The organism is Bacillus sp. ISL-7 (assembly GCF_018613065.1).
In genome coordinates this window covers 133,197-151,353 of record NZ_JAGGQW010000050.1, presented here as the reverse complement: position 1 = coordinate 151,353, position 18,157 = coordinate 133,197, and the positions used below count along the sequence as shown (strand labels likewise).

Sequence of the window (18,157 nt, the reverse complement as noted above, 5' to 3'; positions counted from 1 at the left end):
TCATCAGTTAGCGGAATAGGCCCTTTTATTAAGCTGTGTCCATATTATGGGTATAATTCAGTTCTCATCGATCCTAGCGAGCAAAAATAAATAACCTCTTATTACTTTGATAAAGTTTTAATTTAATAACTTCGTCGTATTTTGTACACGATACAAAGCATCCTCTTATTTTCTAGTAACAACGACAATAATGTAATTCTTTTTTATAAAGAAATAACACCTAAAATTAGTGCGGCTATTACCATCACCGTAGTGGTTCCTAGTGCCCATTTAATTAAGAATCTCTGTAAATCACTAAATTCAATTCCTGCCATACCTATTAATAAATGTGCGGCTGCTACTAAAGGACTTAGAACGTGGACAGGCTGTCCCAATATGGCGGCACGGCCGATTTCAGCAGCGCTTATGCCATAAGACTCGGCGGCTTGGGCAATAATCGGAAGTACCCCAAAATAAAAGGCATTATTTGACATGAAAAAAGTAAAAGGAGCGCTTAAAAAAGCCACGATTACTGGTAAATGCTGCCCCAATGCTTCAGGAATCAATGACACTAAAGTAGTAGCCATGGCATCAATCATTTTCGTTCCTGACATAATACCTGTAAAAATACCAGCTGCAATAACAATGGAGACGACCGCTACTGCGTTGCTTGCGTGTGAAGAGATTCGTTCTTGTTGCTCTTTTATATTTGGATAATTAACTAATAAAGCAATAGCAAATGCAACCATAAATAAAATCATGAGTGGAATAACATCCATAATTAACAAAACTAAGAGAATGAGGGTTAAAGCAAAGTTAAACCATACCAGTTTTGGACGGCGATAGTTAAACTCCATTTTTGCATCCATTTCAGCCGCACTAGCCACTTCTCGAAATGCATCAATATCTATAACTCCAAGTCTCCTCCGTTCCATTTTTCCGAAAATAAAGGATATAACCAGAACCCATAAAAGCCCAAAGCCCATGACAGGAATGAGAGGCAGAAACAGCTCAGATGAGTCAAGTTTCAATGAAGTCATCGCCATTGCAGAAGCTCCACCCCAAGGAGTCATATTCATTACTCCCATTGAGGACATGGCTACTCCTGCAAGAATTAGAGGATTCATTCTTAGACGTTTATAAAGCGGAAGCAGGGAAGAAACCGTAATCATATAGGTTGTGGTTCCATCACCATCTAAAGCAACCATCATCGACAGGACAGCTGTACCTACAACAATTTTTAAAGGATCACCTTTGACGATTTTTAAAATTTTGGCAATAAGGGGTTCGAATAAACCAGTATCAATCATCAGTCCAAAGTACAAAATGGCGAAAAAGATCATAATGGCGGTAGGGGCAATAGCTTTTACCCCCTCAAACATCATCGTACCCAAATCATTCGCATAACCCCCTATTAGACCAAATAGGATGGGAATGAGCACGAGGGAGACAAGGGGTGTTAGCCGTTTTGACATAATTAAATACATAAAAACTGCAACCATAGAAAATCCCAAAAAAGATAGCATACGTTAAATCCTCCTTTGTTATTAATTGTGGGTTCAACAAATCTTAGTAAATAACAAATTATTTTTTACTTAAATTTTTTCATAGAGTAAAGTAAATTAATAACAAGACTAGAAGAGTGTACCCACTGTTCACTAATTGATAGCGCTTTCTAAGAAAGATTAACATGTTGATATTCAAAGGAATATATAAAACAAATAATTTTAATTTTTTCCATAAATATCTTTTTTTTTATTTTTTTCACGTAAAAATCTAAAATTTCTGCGAACTCACATAATAACAAACATTAAAATTGATAGAATTGAACCTAATATTAGAATAGTGCTATTATTGATATATAATATGAACAATCACATCTTCTGAGATATTTAGCGAGGGGAAACCAGTTGGGCAAAAAAATAAAAAAACCACGACTGTTAACACAAATGGTTGTATTTTTTTCCACTATTATTTTAATTACTATTGTTTCTGTAAGTGCTCTTTTTTCCATGATGATTGACGATATGATTAAAACTTCATTGGGTAACCAGGCTATGGCAGTAGCGAAGATGACGTCTCAAAAGGAACATATTATCGATGCATTTAAGGAACCCAATCCTTCTTTAACTATACAGCCCATTGCAGAAGAAATACGGAAATCCACAGGAGCCGGCTATGTAGTAATTGGCAATAAAGAAAATATTCGGTACTCTCACCAGATAACAAAATATATAGGAAAGCCGATGGGTTCAAGCAACAAACTGGTATTTGAAAATAATGCCTCCATTATATATGAAGGAACTGGAATTTCAGGAAAGGCGATTAAGGCAAAAACCCCTATTTATAATAAGGACGGAGAAATAATTGGTGTATCGTCCGTTGGTTTCTTAACCTCAGAAGTAGAGGGAAAAGTACATAGCTACCGTCTTAAGTTACTTCAGTTTTCTATTTTTATTTTGTTATTTGGGATATCAGGGGCAGTTATTATATCAAAGAGGGTAAAGAAACTAATTTTTAACCTTGAGCCAGAAGAAATATCCTTTTTGTTTAAAGAAAAAGAAGCTACCTTAGAATCAATTAGAGATGCCACTGTTGCAGTCAACATAGACGGTGAAGTAACTTCCATCAATAAACGGGCAAGAGAGTTGTTGAAACACGATGAGATCGAGAAGGGGATGAGAATTAAGCATAGCCGTCTACACGCTCTAATAGAATCCGTAATGGGCAGTCAACAAAATATTATTAATCAAAAGGTAATTTTTGGTGACCAATTAAATTTGGTTGACGCATCACCGATTATAGAGAAACAAAGAACACGAGGTGCCGTATTAACCATCCGGCCTGTTTCCGAAATAGAGGAAATTATAGATGAGATTTCAAAAGTACAAAACGTTTCTGACCATATCCGCGCGCAAAATCATGAATATTTAAATAGATTAAACACTATTTATGGATTGATTACCCTTGAACAGTATGACGAAGCAAGGGAACTTATTTCAGAAGAAGTCAAAGAACGTCAAGATATTGTGGTTTTTTTAACTTCTTCAGTTAAAGATCCTTTTATTGCGGCTTGTCTGCTTGGAAAAATAAATCGATCAAAGGAATTAAAAGTAGAACTTGAAATCGATAAAGACAGCAACCTGGAAGATATCCCCTCTACATTAAATACTAAATTATTTGTATCCATACTTGGTAATTTAATAGATAATGCCATGGAGGCAGCTGTTCGGGCTAATTCTAATGGCGCCTATGTAAAAGTTTCCTTCACAGATATTGGAAGCGATATCATTTTTGATATAGAAGACAACGGTAAAGGTATCCCTGAAGAATGGCAGGAGATGATTTTTATTCAAGGATTTACGACAAAAGAAGGAGAGAATCATGGACTAGGACTAGCCATTGTTAAAAATGCCTTAAAAAAACTGGATGGGGAGATTTTTATTTCTACAAGTGATTCAGGCGGAGCTCAATTTACAATCGTTTTACCAAAAGGCAGCTAAGAGAGGGGTATTAAGGATGACCAAGGAACTAATCAAAGTAATGATTGTAGAAGATGATGAAACAGCGGCTAAAATTTATGAAAAATTTACTGATAAAGCAAAAGGATTTCAAGTAGTCGCCATTGCAAATACGGGGAAGCAGGCACTTGATATGTTGAATGTATTTACTCCCGATCTTATTTTGCTCGATGTCTTTCTTCCTGATATGAATGGGACAGATTTATTATGGGAGATTAGAAGAAAACTGAGAAGTATGGACGTAATTATGATAACAGCAGCTAATGATGTTGGCACTGTAAGCGAAGCAATCAGGGGAGGAGCATACAGTTACATCCTTAAACCCATTATGATTAACAAGTTTCTTGAAGTGCTGGAACAGTTCAAAGAGACTAGAGAAAAACTAGTTAAATTAACAATTGTTGAACAGGAAGATGTTAACGATTTTTTTAGAGTAAAACAACCACGGGAAGCGGTTTTAGCCCAGGAGGAACCACCTGAAATACTGCCTAAGGGAATTGATAAACATACATTAAAAAAAGTCAGGAAACAAATAAAGGATATAAATGAAAACATAAATGCAGATGATTTTTCAAAAATAATCGGAGCCAGTCATTCTACTGGCAGGAGATATCTTGAGTATTTAGTTGCAATTAATGAGATGGAAGTAGAAGTTATTTACGGAACCATAGGACGCCCTGAAAGGAGATATCGGAAGAAGTAATCTGGGCATTTTTTCTTAGAACAGTTCATTATTTTAGAAAGAATAAACCCGACTAAGACTGTGCACGCCTTAATCGGGTTATTTTTATTTTCATTTACTTTTCTTGCCAAACTCCATGTTTTCAGCACAAGAAGTGAATGAGGAATTAAACAGATTTTCTTGCTGAATATTCGGCAAGCCAATCAGGTAATGTATTTCGTTGGTTAGATGCGCGTTCGTGTTCAATTCTCTCCCGTCCTTTCCTCATCCATTTTTGTAATGATTCTGGAAAATTATTTTCTTCAAAGGAGAATACCGCAATTTCAGCAATCGCAGGTGGAAAAGGACTTTTTCGAATGTGGTTTTTCACCTTCGCCATTACCTTTTCATAATCCATTTCAGAACAAAATTGGAACCATTGCTGGACCGTCTCGTCCTTAAAAATGCAGTTGGGATAAACCGATTCAATAAGTATTAAAAGTTTGACTACCTCTTCCTTGGTCAATGCGATTCCTCCTCTAATATAATTTTCCCTTCATGAATCAGCCATTCCACCCGGTCAGACATGGATTCCTTTTTTGACTTTTTAGGCTGTTTGCCATTTTTCTACGCTTTTAGTATTGACTTGATGGCCTTTTCGCAAAACAACGCGCTGTAAGTTATAATAAAAGTGGATGGTTAAATTTATGATAATTTGGATGGTAATTAATTATTATGAACATTAGGTTTTTTTTAAAGTTCATAACTAACGGATTAATAATATTAATAAAGAAACATAATAGTTAGACTACATTACATAATAAGGACTGAAATATATGGATTGGAAACCAGATCGCCAAGCCAAAAAAGCTATATATAAACAACTTGCTGATTATATCGAAAATGGAATTGCAGATGGTACTTTTCCTCCAGATAAACCATTACCTTCTGAAAGAAATTTAGCTAAGGACCTTAACATAAATAGAAGTACAGTAGTTGCAGCATATGATGAATTGGAGTCCAATGGACTAATACAAAGGAATAGAGGAAGCGGGACGACCATAAGTAAAGATATCTGGGGAATTACCAAGAAACGTATACCGAACTGGAACAGGTATATTGAAGCAGGATCGTTTTTACCTAACTTGCCTATAACACAGAGGATAAGGAAGGAAGCAGTAAAACAGAAGTTAATCAATCTAGCTAGCGGCGAACTGTCAGAGGATCTTTTTCCGCTGAAATACTTAAGTGAGATTACTTCTTCTAGATCGTTTATAGGAAGCTTAGGTTATGATCACCCGCAAGGAAACGCAATATTAAGAGAAACGATTGCAAAGCATGTTAAGCAATATAGAAAAATTGAAACAAATCCTTCATCCATTTTAATTACATCTGGGGCACAACAAGCATTGCACTTGGTGGTTCAATGCCTATTAAAACAAGGAGATGCAGTTGCATTGGAAGATCCCTCATATAACTATAATCTTCCGATTTTTAAATCAGCAGGACTGAGACCCTATTTCATACCTGTAAACCAAGATGGAATTAACCCGGATGACTTACTTTCGTTACATAAAAAGCATCGAATCCGAATGATATTTTTGAATCCTGCTTTTCAAAATCCAACAGGAGCTTTACTTCAGGAAAAGCAACGGAAAGCGATCTTAGAAATTTCTTCAGAACATGGTATTCCTGTGGTTGAGGATGATCCTTATAGTTTAACCTCGTTTACAGGGGAAAAGATCTCTACTCTAAAATCAATGGATATTAACGGAAATGTCTTATATATTAGCTCTTTAACAAAGATCGTTGCTTCTGGATTAAGAATTGGTTGGATTATAGGCCCCACACCTGTTATTGAGAGATTATCCGATGCGAAGCAGCAAATTGATTTTGGTCATGCAAGTTTTACTCAGTGGATCGCAAATGATTTTTTAGAATCGGAAAATTTCCATTCTCATATCGAAAATTTAAACAAACAATTAGAAAAGAGAAGAGACCAAATTATTACTAGTCTTATATTTTATTTAAAGGATAAAGTTGATTTCTCCATCCCTCAGGGAGGAATTCATATATGGTGCAGGATAAAAAAAGAGGTGAATGAAATGCAATTACTGGAGGAATCAATCAGCAGAGGAGTTATTTATGTCCCAGGTTACACGATGGGGTCCAAAAAAGGTTTTGTTCGTTTTACATTTGCTAGGGAAAATGAAGAATTAATACATGAAGGAATTAAAAGGTTTGCGGAGGCACTAGGGTCTATTTAATACATAAAGTTTGAAAGGATCATGTTCATAGTATTACCCTAACATTCATTTCGGCAAATCCATTTCAGTTATGTTATAATACTATCAAATCAATGATAAACGCTCGAATTTTAATTTTTTTATTTAATATATTTCTAGCAAATATATTTTGAAATTCACTTTTCAATTAATACCCAAGCAGCTAAAAGTCCATTCCTCTCAAGAAACCACGGTATAAGAGCGGTAATCAAATAATTTTATCAAGGAGTGAATTAAATGGTTATTCGAAGTAAAGCCGATGTTGAGCTCTTTTGTGAGAAGTTTGGTGAGTTGGCCAGCTGGGATGGTTCGAAGCACTACATTGTCCTACAAGATGATCAAAACAACGGCACTGTTACATTTATGCGATATCCTGATGGCACGCTTACTGCTCATAGGAAGTATCAAGATTTTTGGGATCTAAATGAGCTTCCGGTTGATAATAAAGATATATGGCGGTATAGAAAAGTGCTAAACAGTTACTTGAAAAGTTTTAAAAGTTATTAAAGGCGACGGGGTCGCTTTCTTCGTTTTCTAGTATCAATATGTGATAAGCTCTCCTCCATAACAAAATTACCCAAATTAGTTATTCAGTATAATTCTTATCCTTTCCATAGATAATATAACTGATTAATAAAAGGAGATGATGAGGATGAAAACTAAGGATGATTTTCTAACTGGAGCAAAAGTAACAAAAGATAATCAAATTTATGGAACACCTAATAGTAAAAGTAAAAATGGTACCGGTGACTCACCAAATGATAATACTGAAAAGAATAAAAAGGGACTTGATCGTTAAATAAACAGCCAAGATATTCTTGGCTGCTTTTTTTCACCATTAAAACGGATGGATAACCCAGGAGCCAGAGAGGATCGAGAAGGGAATCTAATTGTTTGCGGAACACGACAAACATTACAACAAGCTGCCAGAGAAGTTGGCTTGAAGACGGACGACCTTTACGTGACTTTTATCCTAAAAAGAAGACCGGTGCGTGCTTATGAAAAAGATCATGTGCGCCAAACCTGCATGGTTCATTTAGAACAACAGATCCTACAGAAAAAGCCCAATCTTATTCTATGCTTAGGAAATGTAGCCGTCCAATCCTTTTTTCAAAATTCTGAAGTTGATGTTAAGACATTGCGAGGTACTTGGCACAATGTTCATGGATATCAGACAGCGGTGGCTTACCATCCGTTCCAAAATTGAAAAGTCATAAATAAAAAAAAGGGAGTTCGGGAGAAAAAAGTTTCCGAACTCTTTTTTTCTGTGAAATACGTTTATTACCTATGTTGTTTCCCAAGGAACTCCTATCAAATTTGGCATCATTCTTCTATTTAATCGAGGCTCTACACACAATAATGGATGAATAAAGAAGATTGCTTTTTGCCGATTTGCTTCTTAAAAAAAGGGATGAAAAATTAGTGAACTAGGAAGAGGTTCTGCTATTATGAAAGCAGCATCTAGTTCCTTGAAAAAACTATCGTTTGAACAATGCGGTAAAAATCCAAATATTATTTTTGCAGACTCAGATCTTGATGAAGGAGTTGAAACGACGATTAAATCAAGTTTCATTAACCAAGGTGCAGGGGAGTCATTTACGGCAAGATTCGCACACATTGGGCAGGTAAGCGTCCATTTTTAAAACGGAGAAAAGGAGATACCAAAATGAGTCAATACCAGGATATTGCTAATTACCTTGTTTCAGCGGAGGAAGATCGGCGTGAAGTTCCAAAGGTAACAGTGAACATGAATCCAGATTTATCGGTAGAGGAAGCGTATCTTGTTCAACAAGAAATCGTAAACCGCAAATTAAATGAAGGAAGAAGAATAGTTGGTCCTAAGATGGGCTTAACAAGCTTTGCCAAAATGAAGCAAATGGGCATTGAAGAGCCTATTTATGGATATGTGTTTGATTATATGTTGATAGAAAATGGCGGTAAAGTCCGTTTAAGTGATTTGATCCATCCGAAAGTAGAAGCAGAGATTGCATTTGTGATAGGAGAAGATATTGAAGGCCCAGGCATGACAGGCGCCCAGGTTCTCTCAAAAACGGAATACGTACTTCCAGCGTTGGAAATTATCGACAGCCGTTATGAAAACTTCCAGTTTACTTTACCGGATGTGATTGCTGATAATGCCTCAACGTCACGAGTTGTGTTGGGCACCACCTTAAAAAAACCGGAACAATTTGAACTGGACCTTGTCGGAGCTACGCTTACTATTAATGGTGAAATCAAGGAATTGGGTGCAGGGGCTGCTGTCCTTGGCCACCCAGCCCACTCTGTGGCGATGCTTGCCAATATGCTGGCAAGAAAGGGTGAAAAGGTTTGTAAGGGTGACGTGATTATTACTGGCGGCATTACTGCTGCCGTTAAGTTGAACTTTGGCGATGTTGTCAGCGGGAAATTTGATGGTTTTGGCGAAGTGTCTTTTACCGTGACAGATTAATAATTGTAGAGAGCAGGGATTTTCATGCCTATTATTCATGTGCAAATGATGGAAGGTAGACCGAAAGAAAAAGTAGCTGAATTAATTCGCAATGTCACGGCCACCGTATCCGAAACATTGGATTCACCGAAGGAGAATATAAGAGTTCTCGTAACCGAGATTCCTAAAACGCATTGGGGAAAAGCTGGGGAGCCGGTTGAAAAATAGAAAATGACTGAGCATGGTGGTAAAACCGTCATGCTTAAATTTAATACTATTCTGAAAGCGGTTCCTGGGGGAAGGGAAATGGCTTGTATTCGAAAATAAGAAAGATAATTAGAGTACAAAAAACCGATTTCCATTAGGAAATCGGTTTTTTACGTAATCAGTAAGTAACCTTTAGTTTGAAATTAAATTAAGGCTACACTAGTTTTATCTTTTATATATTGATATATATTGATGGCTAAATGAATATTAAATAATGGTTGACTTTCATTCAAGTCCGTTAATAGAATTTCCTCAATTCGTTTTAAACGATAGCTTAAGGTATTTGTGTGAATATGTAAAGTATCAGCCGTTTTCTTTATGTTTTGATTTTGGTCTAAATAAACAATCAGAGTGCTTAACAGTTCGCCCTTTCTAGATTGTTCATATTCAATGAGGGGACCTAATACTTCATGGATAAAATCAATCAATTCTTCCTTTGAATTTTGTAAAATAAACCTCTGAACGCCAAGGTCTGTATAACTAAGAACTCTATGATCAAAACGATAGTTTTTGAGAAACTTTATGCACTTTGTCGCTTCTACAAATGACTCGTGGACAAAAATAAGCCCTTGCTTAATTCTTCCAATCCCAATTGATACGTCTATCTCTCTATATTTATTTTTAATCTCATGCTGTAAAATTTTTGCAAGTTCTTTTAATTCAGCAATAATATTGGACGAAGAAACTCTTGAATGCAAGGATAGAAGGGCAACGATTTGATTTTCATCCCTTACTGCCATTACTTGCGAGTTCCTCCCAAGTAATGTATTGGCCATATGGAGTAAATTCCTTATAAAGTGGTCGCCGATTACCTTTTGCTCGTTTAACTTATCCTCAAAATTAATAAGTATGGCAACATAGTTTCGGTTAGGGTCAAAATTTAAATTTTTTGCTTTCTGAATAAGTGCTTCATCGATCTGTCCTGAAAAAAGCTTGGTCACGAATTCTCCTCTTAAACGCTGCTGTGTTTCAAAAACTGCTTGCTCTTTTCCCAGTTCAAGTGAAATGACTGTACAAGCATGTTCAAGAGCAGCGATATCCACCTCATTCATTTTTTGTTTTGAAAGGATGATTAGCCCGCCTAGAGACTTTAATTTGGACCCAAGTGGCAATACAACTAATTGATACATTTCATCATTTAATGTTATTTCGGAAACGGTATGTGAGTTTTCAAGTGTTAGGATAATTTGTTTTGCATACGCTTTCATATACTCGGTCATTTCAATTGAAAAGGAAGAATAGCAGGCAGAAGCCCTAAGTTCACCTATTTCATCAAAGAGAAACATATGTTGTCCTATTGTTTTATGTATAAAATTCATTATCGACTGAATTCCTTCTCCATTTACAACGAGATTGGCCAGGTTCCTGTGTATTTCGATTGAATGGGAAAGCTTCTGAACCATTTTTTCCTTCTCATAATAAAGACTGGATTTTTCCAAGGCAACTGCTGCTTGGTGGCCAATCGCTTCTAATAGATTAATATCCTCTTGCTTAAACTGCAAAGATTGTTCAAAAGAGTCCAATGTAATCACGCCAATACATTTTCCGTTTTGTAAAATAGGGGAAGAAATGACAGATGTAAAATGAAAATTACTCGGAATAGACTGATCCAATAAATCTCTGTTATATGGCGTTAATGTTGACAGCGCCTGTTTAATTTCTACCTCATCCCAAAAAATGAGACATTTTTTTGCAGCAAAAGACATCCCAGTCATAGATTCACCGCTAACTAGTTTAATTTGCCTAAATATATGTGGATAAAATAATCCTTGAGCTGATTTTGCGATGAGTCGATTCTGGCTTTTGTCAAAAATCCATATAGAGCCTCCTCCTGCCGCTTCAACGACAGATATCGTTTCATTCATGATTGAATCAAAGATCGTATCAATATCTAATTTGGAATTGATAACGTTTGACACATGGATTAAGGACTTTAGTTGCCGATGAGTTAAGGTATCTTGCATCTGTCATCATCCTTTCTCTACGATTTTTTACATTTCATCCATTTTCCTGTTTTTGTGTAAAAGACACAAATTTTTCATAATAATATTCATGAAAATGTACATAGCATAATATTCATAATGATTATATTCTTATTATAAGAAAGTTTTGAAAATAATGAAAGGAGTTCAGCGTAAAGATAGGTAGTGGTGGCTTAATTTTTTTCGCTTAAAACAATCAGAATATTTAGAAAGGGGTTGTAGATAAATGAATTTTGATTTAACGAAAGAACAAGAGATGATACGCAAGTTAATTCGAGATTTTGCTGATGCAGAAGTTGCACCTGGTGCAGATGAACGTGATCGAACGGGGGAATTCCCTAAGGAAATTTTTGCAAAATTAGCAGAGTTAGGGATCATGGGTCTGCCTTTTCCTGAACAATACGGTGGTGGTGAGGCTGACACGATCAGCTTTGCAATTGTCGTTGAAGAACTTAGTCGTGTTTGTGCATCAACAGGAATTACATATTCAGCACATATTTCATTGGGAGGAGCTCCACTTAATTTATTTGGTACAAATGAGCAAAAAGAGAAATACTTAACACCAATTTGTACGGGAGAGTCTTTTGGAGCATTTGGATTGACTGAGCCGAATGCAGGCTCCGATGCAGGGGGAACCCAAACAACAGCAGTTCTTGATGGAGATGAGTGGGTCATTAACGGCTCAAAATGTTTTATTACAAATGCAAGCTATGCTAATCACCTTGCAGTGACAGCGGTAACAGACCGCTCAAAAGGAATCAACGGAATCAGCGCATTTATTGTTCCTACCAAAGCTCCAGGATTCACTGTAATCGACAACTACGAAAAAATGGGTCTGCATGCTTCAAATACTACAGAACTTATCTTAGAGAATGTAAGGGTTCCTAAAGAAAATCTGCTGGGATCAGATGGAAACGGTTACAAACAGTTTTTAGCTACGCTTGATGGCGGAAGAATTGGAATCGGTGCTATGGCTGTAGGTATTGCTCAAGGGGCCTATGAAAAAGCTCTTCAATATGCAAAAGAAAGAAAACAGTTTGGAAAGAGTTTAGCCAACTTCCAGGCAATCCAATTTAAATTAGCTGACATGGCAATGAATATTGAATTAGCCCGGAATATGGTTTTTAAAGCAGCTTGGTTAAAGGATCAAGGAAGAGCCTTTAAAAAGGAAGCGGCATTTGCGAAATTATTTGCTTCGGAAATATGCATGAGAGCATGTGATCAAGCTGTTCAAATTCATGGCGGATATGGATATATGAAGGAATATCAAGTGGAGCGATTCTTCCGTGATGCGAAACTCTTAGAAATTGGTGAAGGAACATCTGAAGTTCAACGAATGGTTATTGCCAAACAAATTGGATGTTAATAAATTTTTTATAGGATTGGCTGTGTTAAAGGTGATGGTTGATCTTAAAGACTACGTTGATTGGAGCGGAAATCAACAGCCTAGTAGAGACATAGTGATGAAATAAAAATTGTTAAAGGAGCCATTACATGGATATCAGTGGAATTTTACAAGTAGTTTCAAATAGCAAACTCATCTATCCAGAAGAAGAAAAAGTTCGTTCAACCTCCATTGGGAGCAGTGAAGCATATCATGAACTGCTTAAACAATCACAAGAAGATCCTGCTAAATTTTGGGATCGTGCAGCCCGTGAACTTGTTTGGTATGAACCATGGGATGAAACCATTAGTGGACAGCTCCCCGATTTTCGCTTTTTTGCCGGCGGCATTAGTAACCCAAGTGTAAATTTACTTGATCGGCATATCGAAAATGGGGCAGGAAACCGGACCGCTCTCATTTGGGAGGGTGAAAACGGGGACACCAAATTTTACACGTATAATATGCTTCTTGCTGAAGTAAATCGTTTTGCGAATGTTCTTAAATCATTTGGTGTAAAAAAAGGTGATTGTGTTGCTATTTTTCTTCCCAATCTGGCAGAAGCCTTTATTTCCGTTTTAGCTTGTTTTCGAATTGGTGCTATTTACAATACAATTTTCTCAGGATATTCGGAAAAATCATTGACAGACCGTCTCATCAATTTTGAGCCAAAAGTATTAATCACTGCGGATGCAACTGAACGTCGGGGTAAATTCATTCCTTTAAAAGAAAAAGTTGATCATGTTGTACCATTTATTCCATCGATCGAAGCAGTCATTGTTGTTGACCGATTAGGTTCAGAGGTTCAAATGAAAGATGGCCGGGATTACTGGTGGCATGAGCAGACAAAAGCGGCAAGTATCGTTTGTGAACCAGAGAGAATTGAAGCTAATGAGAGCGGTATTGTGTTTTATACAAGTGGTACGACAGGTAAACCAAAAGGCGTCGTGCATTCCGGCATGGCTTTTGTCACACAGAATTACACATATGCCAAGTATCATATGGATCACCATCAAGACGATGTTTTCTGGTGTACCGCGGATATCGGCTGGTTAACCATGCATATTTGGGGAATTACAGGTGCCTTAGCGAATGGTGTAACAACCGTTGTCTTTGAAGGGGCTGTTGATTATCCAGCAAAAGATCGTTTTTATCAAATCATTGAAAAATACAGGGTGAATAAACTGTTTACTGCCCCAACAGCATTAAGAATGTTAAAAAGTATGGGTGAAAAGGCATTAGAGAAATTTGATTTATCGTGCCTCGATGTCATTTCCCTTGTTGGAGAACCTTTCGATCCGGAAACCTGGCATTGGACATATGAAGTTTTAGGAAAGAAGAAGGTATATATCAATAATACTTGGGGCCAAACCGAAACTGCAGGATCGCCTATAGCTGGAGCAGCTTGGCTGACGCCGATGAAACCAGGTTCCTCAGGTACTGCCTTTTTAGGTGCGGTTATGGATATCGTTGATGTAGAAGGCAACCCAGTTAAACCTGGTGTCTTAGGAAATCTGGTTATTAGAAAACCATTTCCTATGCTATGCCGGACACTTTGGAAAGAACCAGAACGATATTACGCATCCTATTATAGCCAAGTGGATGGCTGCTATTATGCCAGCGATCTAGCATTATTAGATGATGATGGATATTTATGGGTAGTTGGCCGTTCAGATGACGCATTTAATGTAGCAGGACACCGCTTAAGTACAATGGAGATGGAGAGTGCTGTACTTGAATGTGAGGGTGTTTCTGAAAGCGCCATCATTGGGATCCCAGATGAAATTAAAGGAGAAGTTCCGCTCGCATTTGTCCGTTTGGCCGATGGCTATGAAGGAACAGAGGAATTAAAACAACAAATAAATAATCACATCATTCAACAAATTGGTAAGATTGCAACCCCAAAATCAATTATTTTTACAGATATGTTGCCGAAAACAGTCAGCGGAAAAATCATGCGCCGCTTATTAAAGGAAATTGTTGTATCAGGAAAGGTTTCCGGCGACATTACAGGACTAGAAGACCCGACGACGGTTGCACAAATCCAAAAAATAGTTGCTGAAAAGTCATCAGTTAAATAGTTATTAATTAGAGACAGTCATTTGTCAGGAAAATCACCGGCAAATGACTGGTTCCATATTACTAGATTAAGAGTTAAAGATAAACGTAAAGAATGTTGCAAAATGATAATTAGATTTTTACATATCTCCTTAATCATCAAAGTTTAGGCATTTGTAATGCTGACGAGTTTTGAACCTTCTTAAATAGAAGATAGAAAGGGTGGAAAGGCATGTTCAAAAAAGTTTTAATTGCTAATCGTGGCGAAATTGCTGTCCGTGTAATCCGTACTTGCAAAGCCTTAGGGATTACGACAATTGGAGTTTACTCAGAGGCTGATACGGATGCTCCCCATGTAAAAATGGCAGATGAGGCCTATTTAATCGGAGGTTCCCGTGTAGCAGAAAGCTATTTAAATATCAATAAAATTCTAGAGGTCGCTCAGGTTTCAGGAGCGGAGGCTATTCACCCGGGATATGGCTTGCTGTCTGAAAATACGGACTTTGCCCGCCGCTGTGAGGAAGCAGGACTTGTATTTATCGGGCCTTCTCCAGAGGTTATTTCTAAAATGGGAAGTAAGATTGAATCACGCAAAGCAATGGAGGGAGCAGGTGTTCCTGTCGTTCCAGGGATTACCTACCCACTGGCAGATGAAGAGGAAGCGGTAGAAGCGGCGGACCGCATCGGTTATCCCGTTATGCTAAAAGCCTCCGCAGGGGGTGGCGGAATTGGAATGCAGGTGGTCCATAACGGGGATGAAATCCGAAAAGCATTTGCGGGGAACCAAAAGCGGGCTACTGATTTCTTTGGCGATGGAGCAATGTATATTGAAAAATTTGTTGAAAATCCAAGACATATTGAGATTCAAATCTTGGCAGACAGTTTTGGAAATACCGTTTACCTTTGGGAACGTGAATGTTCGATCCAACGCCGTCATCAAAAAGTCGTAGAGGAAGCCCCATCATCGTTTATTACTGAAAAAACTCGTACCAAGATGGGGGAGGCTGCAGTAAAAGCGGCCCAATCAATTGGGTATAAAAATGCAGGAACAATCGAGTTCTTAGTTGATGAAGAGCAAAACTTCTACTTTCTTGAAATGAATACTCGCTTACAAGTAGAGCATCCGGTTACGGAAGAAATTACAGGTTTGGATTTAGTTGAAAAACAATTACAAATTGCTGCAGGTGAAGCTCTGAAATTTTCTCAAGAAGACGTAAAACGTGAGGGTCATGCCATTGAGGTTAGAATCTATGCGGAAGATCCCAAAACATTTTTCCCTTCACCTGGAAAAATAACAAAATTAGAGTTGCCGAACGGTCCTGGAGTTCGACATGAATTAGCCATTCACGGTCAATCCGCAGTCACCCCTTTTTATGATCCAATGATTGCTAAGCTTATCGTCAAAGGCAGCAATCGTGAAGAGGCAATAAATCGTCTGCAAGCTGCATTAGCTGATTATCATATTGAAGGTATTAAAACAAATATCCCAATGCTGCAAGAGGTTATTGCCCACTCAGCATTTCATTCAGGTGATACGACAACAGACTTTGTTAACAAGTATTTAAAAACTAAAAAAGAAAATAACGTAAAATAGGAGGAATTATCATGAGTGAAGTAATTGCAGTCATGGCAGGAAATGTATGGAAGGTATTAGTTAAAGCTGGAGACCAGGTAGAAGAGGGCCAAGATGTAGTGATTTTAGAATCGATGAAAATGGAAATTCCAATTGCAGCTGAATTCGATGGAACGGTGAAAGAAGTAAAAGTGAACGAAGGCGACTTTGTTAATGAAGGCGACGTCATTGTAGTAGTTGAATAAAGCCTGGATAAAGGTGGAAAGGAGATGAAACAATGAAGTGGCCGGAAGGTGTAACGATTAAAGAGGTTGGTCCTCGTGATGGATTGCAAAACGAAAAGGCATTTATATCAACAGAAGATAAAATTGCTTGGATTAATCAATTGTCAGATAGTGGACTAAAACATCTTGAGATTACCTCTTTTGTTAATCCCAAATGGATTCCTGCACTTTCAGATGCAGTTGCTGTTGCTACTGGCATTACCAAAGTGCCTGGTGTCACCTATACAGCGCTCGTTCCTAACCTTCAAGGTTTGGAACGGGCATTTAAAGCGAACATTGATGAAGTAGCAGTGTTTATGTCAGCAAGCGAAACACATAACCTAAAAAATATCAATAAAAAGATTGGAGAGACTTTCCCTGTGTTACGGGATTTGGTCAGAGAAACCATTTCAGCAGGAAAATTAAGCAGAGGTTATGTTTCGACCGTTTTTGGCTGTCCCTATGAAGGGGATGTTGATATCGATGCGGTCATAAGAGTGTCCGAAACATTATTTGAAATGGGTATTGCAGAGTTGTCTCTCGGGGACACAAACGGTGTGGCAAATCCAAAGCAAGTTCAAAATGTGTTGGAAGTTTTATTGAAAAGATTTCCAGCAGATAAATTAGCGATGCATTTTCATGATACACGTGGAACGGCTTTGGCCAACATCTTAGTATCGTTAGAAATGGGAATTACCATTTTTGATTCTTCGCTTGGCGGCCTAGGTGGTTGTCCTTATGCGCCTGGAGCATCCGGAAACGTGGCAACAGACGATTTACTCTATATGCTTCACGGGATGGGAATTCACACTGGTGCTGATCAACAAAAGCTCACTTCTGCATCCCAATTCATTCAGGAGAAACTTGGCAGACCTTTACCAAGTAAAAGTTTTCAAGCCGCGAGTTCCATGCTGAGTGGAAAGCTTAAAAATGCTTTGTAAGAAAGGTGAGATCATGAGTAAAACCATATTAGTTAACAAGATGGAAAACGGAATCGTGATGATTACTTTAAATAGGCCGGAAGCTGCTAATGCTTTATCCTTACAGATGTTAGAGGGGCTCAAGGACGCCATTCTTACCAGTAAATATGATCGATTAGTCCGCTGTATCATCATTACAGGGGCTGGGGAGAAAGCTTTTTGTGCGGGAGCTGATTTAAAGGAACGAGCTGGAATGGATCCGGTTCAGGTGAGGAAGACGGTTTCTTTGATCCGTGAAACTATCAACTCTCTAGAATCATTACCCCAACCGGTCATAGCGGCAGTGAACGGCGTTGCTTTTGGCGGAGGAACTGAACTAGCGCTCGCTTGTGATATCCGTATTGCCTCTGAAACTGCGAAACTTGGACTGACGGAAACATCATTGGGAATTATTCCTGGTGCAGGAGGAACACAGCGTTTACCAAGATTAGTAGGAAAGGGACGTGCAAAAGAGCTGATTTTCACCGCAAGACGAATTGATGCAAAAGAAGCCCTTGAGATTGGATTAGTAGAGTATACGGTCCCTGTTGAAAGCTTAATTGATAAAGCATTAGAAATTGCAGGACAAATTGTTCGGAATGGCCCGATTGCCGTTGCACAAGCAAAGTTTGCAATCGATAAAGGCTATGATGTAGAAATAAACACCGGTCTGGCCATTGAGCAAAATGCCTACGAAGTGACGATGCCAACAAAAGATCGTTTAGAAGGATTACAGGCTTTTAAGGAGAAACGCGCCCCAATCTACAATGGTGAATAAGAAAACTAGATTAATAGGAGGA

At 37.9% G+C, this 18,157-nt stretch carries 17 protein-coding genes and 2 pseudogenes; 15 read left to right on the top strand and 4 right to left on the bottom strand.

Annotated elements, in window-relative coordinates:
* Nucleotides 1-203: 203 nt before the first annotated feature.
* The gene (locus tag J7E66_RS21210; protein WP_215003470.1) at nucleotides 204-1,505 is read right to left on the bottom strand and encodes a CitMHS family transporter; all 1,302 of its coding nucleotides are present in this window, start codon (nucleotides 1,503-1,505) and stop codon (nucleotides 204-206) included.
* 384 nt (nucleotides 1,506-1,889) lie between these two features.
* On the opposite strand from J7E66_RS21210, the gene J7E66_RS21205 reads away from it, so the two are divergent.
* Together J7E66_RS21205 and J7E66_RS21200 are read left to right on the top strand one after the other, a co-directional pair.
* Nucleotides 1,890-3,482, top strand: coding sequence for an ATP-binding protein (locus J7E66_RS21205; protein WP_251033048.1), 1,593 nt, complete (start codon nucleotides 1,890-1,892; stop codon nucleotides 3,480-3,482).
* 16 nt (nucleotides 3,483-3,498) lie between these two features.
* Nucleotides 3,499-4,203: a response regulator gene (locus J7E66_RS21200; protein WP_215003468.1), complete on the top strand. Its 705-nt coding sequence runs from the start codon at nucleotides 3,499-3,501 to the stop codon at nucleotides 4,201-4,203.
* Nucleotides 4,204-4,348: 145 nt separating this feature from the next.
* Here the strand turns inward: J7E66_RS21200 and J7E66_RS21195 are convergent, their stop codons facing one another.
* The gene (locus tag J7E66_RS21195) at nucleotides 4,349-4,687 is read right to left on the bottom strand and encodes a replicative helicase loader/inhibitor (RefSeq protein WP_215003466.1); all 339 of its coding nucleotides are present in this window, start codon (nucleotides 4,685-4,687) and stop codon (nucleotides 4,349-4,351) included.
* Nucleotides 4,688-4,997: 310 nt separating this feature from the next.
* Here J7E66_RS21195 and pdxR point away from each other — a divergent pair, with 310 nt between their 5' ends.
* The 4 genes from pdxR (at nucleotide 4,998) to J7E66_RS21175 (ending at nucleotide 7,653) form a co-directional block, all read left to right on the top strand.
* Entirely contained in the window at nucleotides 4,998-6,428 is a 1,431-nt protein-coding gene (gene pdxR / locus J7E66_RS21190; protein ID WP_215003464.1) for a MocR-like pyridoxine biosynthesis transcription factor PdxR, read from the top strand.
* 255 nt (nucleotides 6,429-6,683) lie between these two features.
* Nucleotides 6,684-6,953 (top strand): hypothetical protein, encoded by a 270-nt coding sequence (locus tag J7E66_RS21185; protein ID WP_215003462.1) that lies wholly within the window; start codon nucleotides 6,684-6,686, stop codon nucleotides 6,951-6,953.
* 145 nt (nucleotides 6,954-7,098) lie between these two features.
* On the top strand, nucleotides 7,099-7,245 hold the full coding sequence (locus J7E66_RS21180) for a hypothetical protein (protein WP_168243078.1): 147 nt from the start codon (nucleotides 7,099-7,101) through the stop codon (nucleotides 7,243-7,245).
* Between the two features lie 48 nt (nucleotides 7,246-7,293).
* Nucleotides 7,294-7,653, top strand: a complete 360-nt coding sequence (locus tag J7E66_RS21175; protein WP_215003460.1) for a uracil-DNA glycosylase family protein — start codon at nucleotides 7,294-7,296, stop codon at nucleotides 7,651-7,653.
* An 81-nt stretch (nucleotides 7,654-7,734) separates the two neighbouring features.
* Here J7E66_RS21175 and J7E66_RS31930 read toward each other — a convergent pair.
* Nucleotides 7,735-7,845, bottom strand: a pseudogene (locus tag J7E66_RS31930) (amidohydrolase family protein); the annotation flags it as partial.
* Between the two features lie 37 nt (nucleotides 7,846-7,882).
* Here J7E66_RS31930 and J7E66_RS21170 point away from each other — a divergent pair.
* The 3 genes and pseudogenes from J7E66_RS21170 to J7E66_RS21160 all read left to right on the top strand — a co-directional run.
* Nucleotides 7,883-8,029 (top strand): annotated as a pseudogene (locus J7E66_RS21170) (aldehyde dehydrogenase family protein); the annotation flags it as partial.
* A gap of 83 nt (nucleotides 8,030-8,112) precedes the next feature.
* The gene (locus J7E66_RS21165) at nucleotides 8,113-8,895 is read left to right on the top strand and encodes a 2-keto-4-pentenoate hydratase (protein ID WP_215003458.1); all 783 of its coding nucleotides are present in this window, start codon (nucleotides 8,113-8,115) and stop codon (nucleotides 8,893-8,895) included.
* A gap of 24 nt (nucleotides 8,896-8,919) precedes the next feature.
* Nucleotides 8,920-9,102 carry a 4-oxalocrotonate tautomerase gene (locus tag J7E66_RS21160; RefSeq protein ID WP_214716441.1) on the top strand — a complete coding sequence of 61 codons (183 nt, stop codon included), beginning with the start codon at nucleotides 8,920-8,922 and terminating at the stop codon, nucleotides 9,100-9,102.
* A 182-nt stretch (nucleotides 9,103-9,284) separates the two neighbouring features.
* Here J7E66_RS21160 and J7E66_RS21155 read toward each other — a convergent pair whose 3' ends face one another.
* On the bottom strand, nucleotides 9,285-11,105 hold the full coding sequence (locus J7E66_RS21155) for a helix-turn-helix domain-containing protein (protein WP_215003456.1): 1,821 nt from the start codon (nucleotides 11,103-11,105) through the stop codon (nucleotides 9,285-9,287).
* A 244-nt stretch (nucleotides 11,106-11,349) separates the two neighbouring features.
* Here J7E66_RS21155 and J7E66_RS21150 point away from each other — a divergent pair, with 244 nt between their 5' ends.
* The 6 genes from J7E66_RS21150 (at nucleotide 11,350) to J7E66_RS21125 (ending at nucleotide 18,135) form a co-directional block, all read left to right on the top strand.
* Nucleotides 11,350-12,489: an acyl-CoA dehydrogenase gene (locus J7E66_RS21150; RefSeq protein ID WP_215003454.1), complete on the top strand. Its 1,140-nt coding sequence runs from the start codon at nucleotides 11,350-11,352 to the stop codon at nucleotides 12,487-12,489.
* A gap of 128 nt (nucleotides 12,490-12,617) precedes the next feature.
* The gene (locus J7E66_RS21145) at nucleotides 12,618-14,585 is read left to right on the top strand and encodes an acetate--CoA ligase (protein ID WP_215003452.1); all 1,968 of its coding nucleotides are present in this window, start codon (nucleotides 12,618-12,620) and stop codon (nucleotides 14,583-14,585) included.
* Nucleotides 14,586-14,794: 209 nt separating this feature from the next.
* The gene (accC, locus tag J7E66_RS21140; protein WP_215003450.1) at nucleotides 14,795-16,156 is read left to right on the top strand and encodes an acetyl-CoA carboxylase biotin carboxylase subunit; all 1,362 of its coding nucleotides are present in this window, start codon (nucleotides 14,795-14,797) and stop codon (nucleotides 16,154-16,156) included.
* Nucleotides 16,157-16,167: 11 nt separating this feature from the next.
* The gene (locus J7E66_RS21135; protein WP_088086689.1) at nucleotides 16,168-16,380 is read left to right on the top strand and encodes an acetyl-CoA carboxylase biotin carboxyl carrier protein subunit; all 213 of its coding nucleotides are present in this window, start codon (nucleotides 16,168-16,170) and stop codon (nucleotides 16,378-16,380) included.
* Between the two features lie 32 nt (nucleotides 16,381-16,412).
* Nucleotides 16,413-17,339: a hydroxymethylglutaryl-CoA lyase gene (locus J7E66_RS21130; protein WP_215003448.1), complete on the top strand. Its 927-nt coding sequence runs from the start codon at nucleotides 16,413-16,415 to the stop codon at nucleotides 17,337-17,339.
* A 13-nt stretch (nucleotides 17,340-17,352) separates the two neighbouring features.
* Nucleotides 17,353-18,135 (top strand): enoyl-CoA hydratase, encoded by a 783-nt coding sequence (locus J7E66_RS21125; RefSeq protein WP_215003446.1) that lies wholly within the window; start codon nucleotides 17,353-17,355, stop codon nucleotides 18,133-18,135.
* The last annotated feature ends 22 nt before the right edge of the window (nucleotides 18,136-18,157 follow it).

Excerpts from the sequence above, each read along its gene's own strand:
- J7E66_RS21145 (WP_215003452.1), top strand. The coding sequence starts at position 12,618 with ATGGATATCAGTGGAATTTTACAAGTAGTTTCAAATAGCAAACTCATC.
- J7E66_RS21160 (WP_214716441.1), top strand. The coding sequence starts at position 8,920 with ATGCCTATTATTCATGTGCAAATGATGGAAGGTAGACCGAAAGAAAAA.
- J7E66_RS21135 (WP_088086689.1), top strand. The coding sequence starts at position 16,168 with ATGAGTGAAGTAATTGCAGTCATGGCAGGAAATGTATGGAAGGTATTA.
- J7E66_RS21185 (WP_215003462.1), top strand. The coding sequence starts at position 6,684 with ATGGTTATTCGAAGTAAAGCCGATGTTGAGCTCTTTTGTGAGAAGTTT.
- J7E66_RS21130 (WP_215003448.1), top strand. The coding sequence starts at position 16,413 with ATGAAGTGGCCGGAAGGTGTAACGATTAAAGAGGTTGGTCCTCGTGAT.
- J7E66_RS21200 (WP_215003468.1), top strand. The coding sequence starts at position 3,499 with ATGACCAAGGAACTAATCAAAGTAATGATTGTAGAAGATGATGAAACA.
- J7E66_RS21150 (WP_215003454.1), top strand. The coding sequence starts at position 11,350 with ATGAATTTTGATTTAACGAAAGAACAAGAGATGATACGCAAGTTAATT.
- accC (WP_215003450.1), top strand. The coding sequence starts at position 14,795 with ATGTTCAAAAAAGTTTTAATTGCTAATCGTGGCGAAATTGCTGTCCGT.
- J7E66_RS21210 (WP_215003470.1), bottom strand. The coding sequence starts at position 1,505 with ATGCTATCTTTTTTGGGATTTTCTATGGTTGCAGTTTTTATGTATTTA.
- J7E66_RS21165 (WP_215003458.1), top strand. The coding sequence starts at position 8,113 with ATGAGTCAATACCAGGATATTGCTAATTACCTTGTTTCAGCGGAGGAA.
- J7E66_RS21155 (WP_215003456.1), bottom strand. The coding sequence starts at position 11,105 with ATGCAAGATACCTTAACTCATCGGCAACTAAAGTCCTTAATCCATGTG.
- J7E66_RS21125 (WP_215003446.1), top strand. The coding sequence starts at position 17,353 with ATGAGTAAAACCATATTAGTTAACAAGATGGAAAACGGAATCGTGATG.
- J7E66_RS21175 (WP_215003460.1), top strand. The coding sequence starts at position 7,294 with ATGGATAACCCAGGAGCCAGAGAGGATCGAGAAGGGAATCTAATTGTT.
- J7E66_RS21180 (WP_168243078.1), top strand. The coding sequence starts at position 7,099 with ATGAAAACTAAGGATGATTTTCTAACTGGAGCAAAAGTAACAAAAGAT.
- pdxR (WP_215003464.1), top strand. The coding sequence starts at position 4,998 with ATGGATTGGAAACCAGATCGCCAAGCCAAAAAAGCTATATATAAACAA.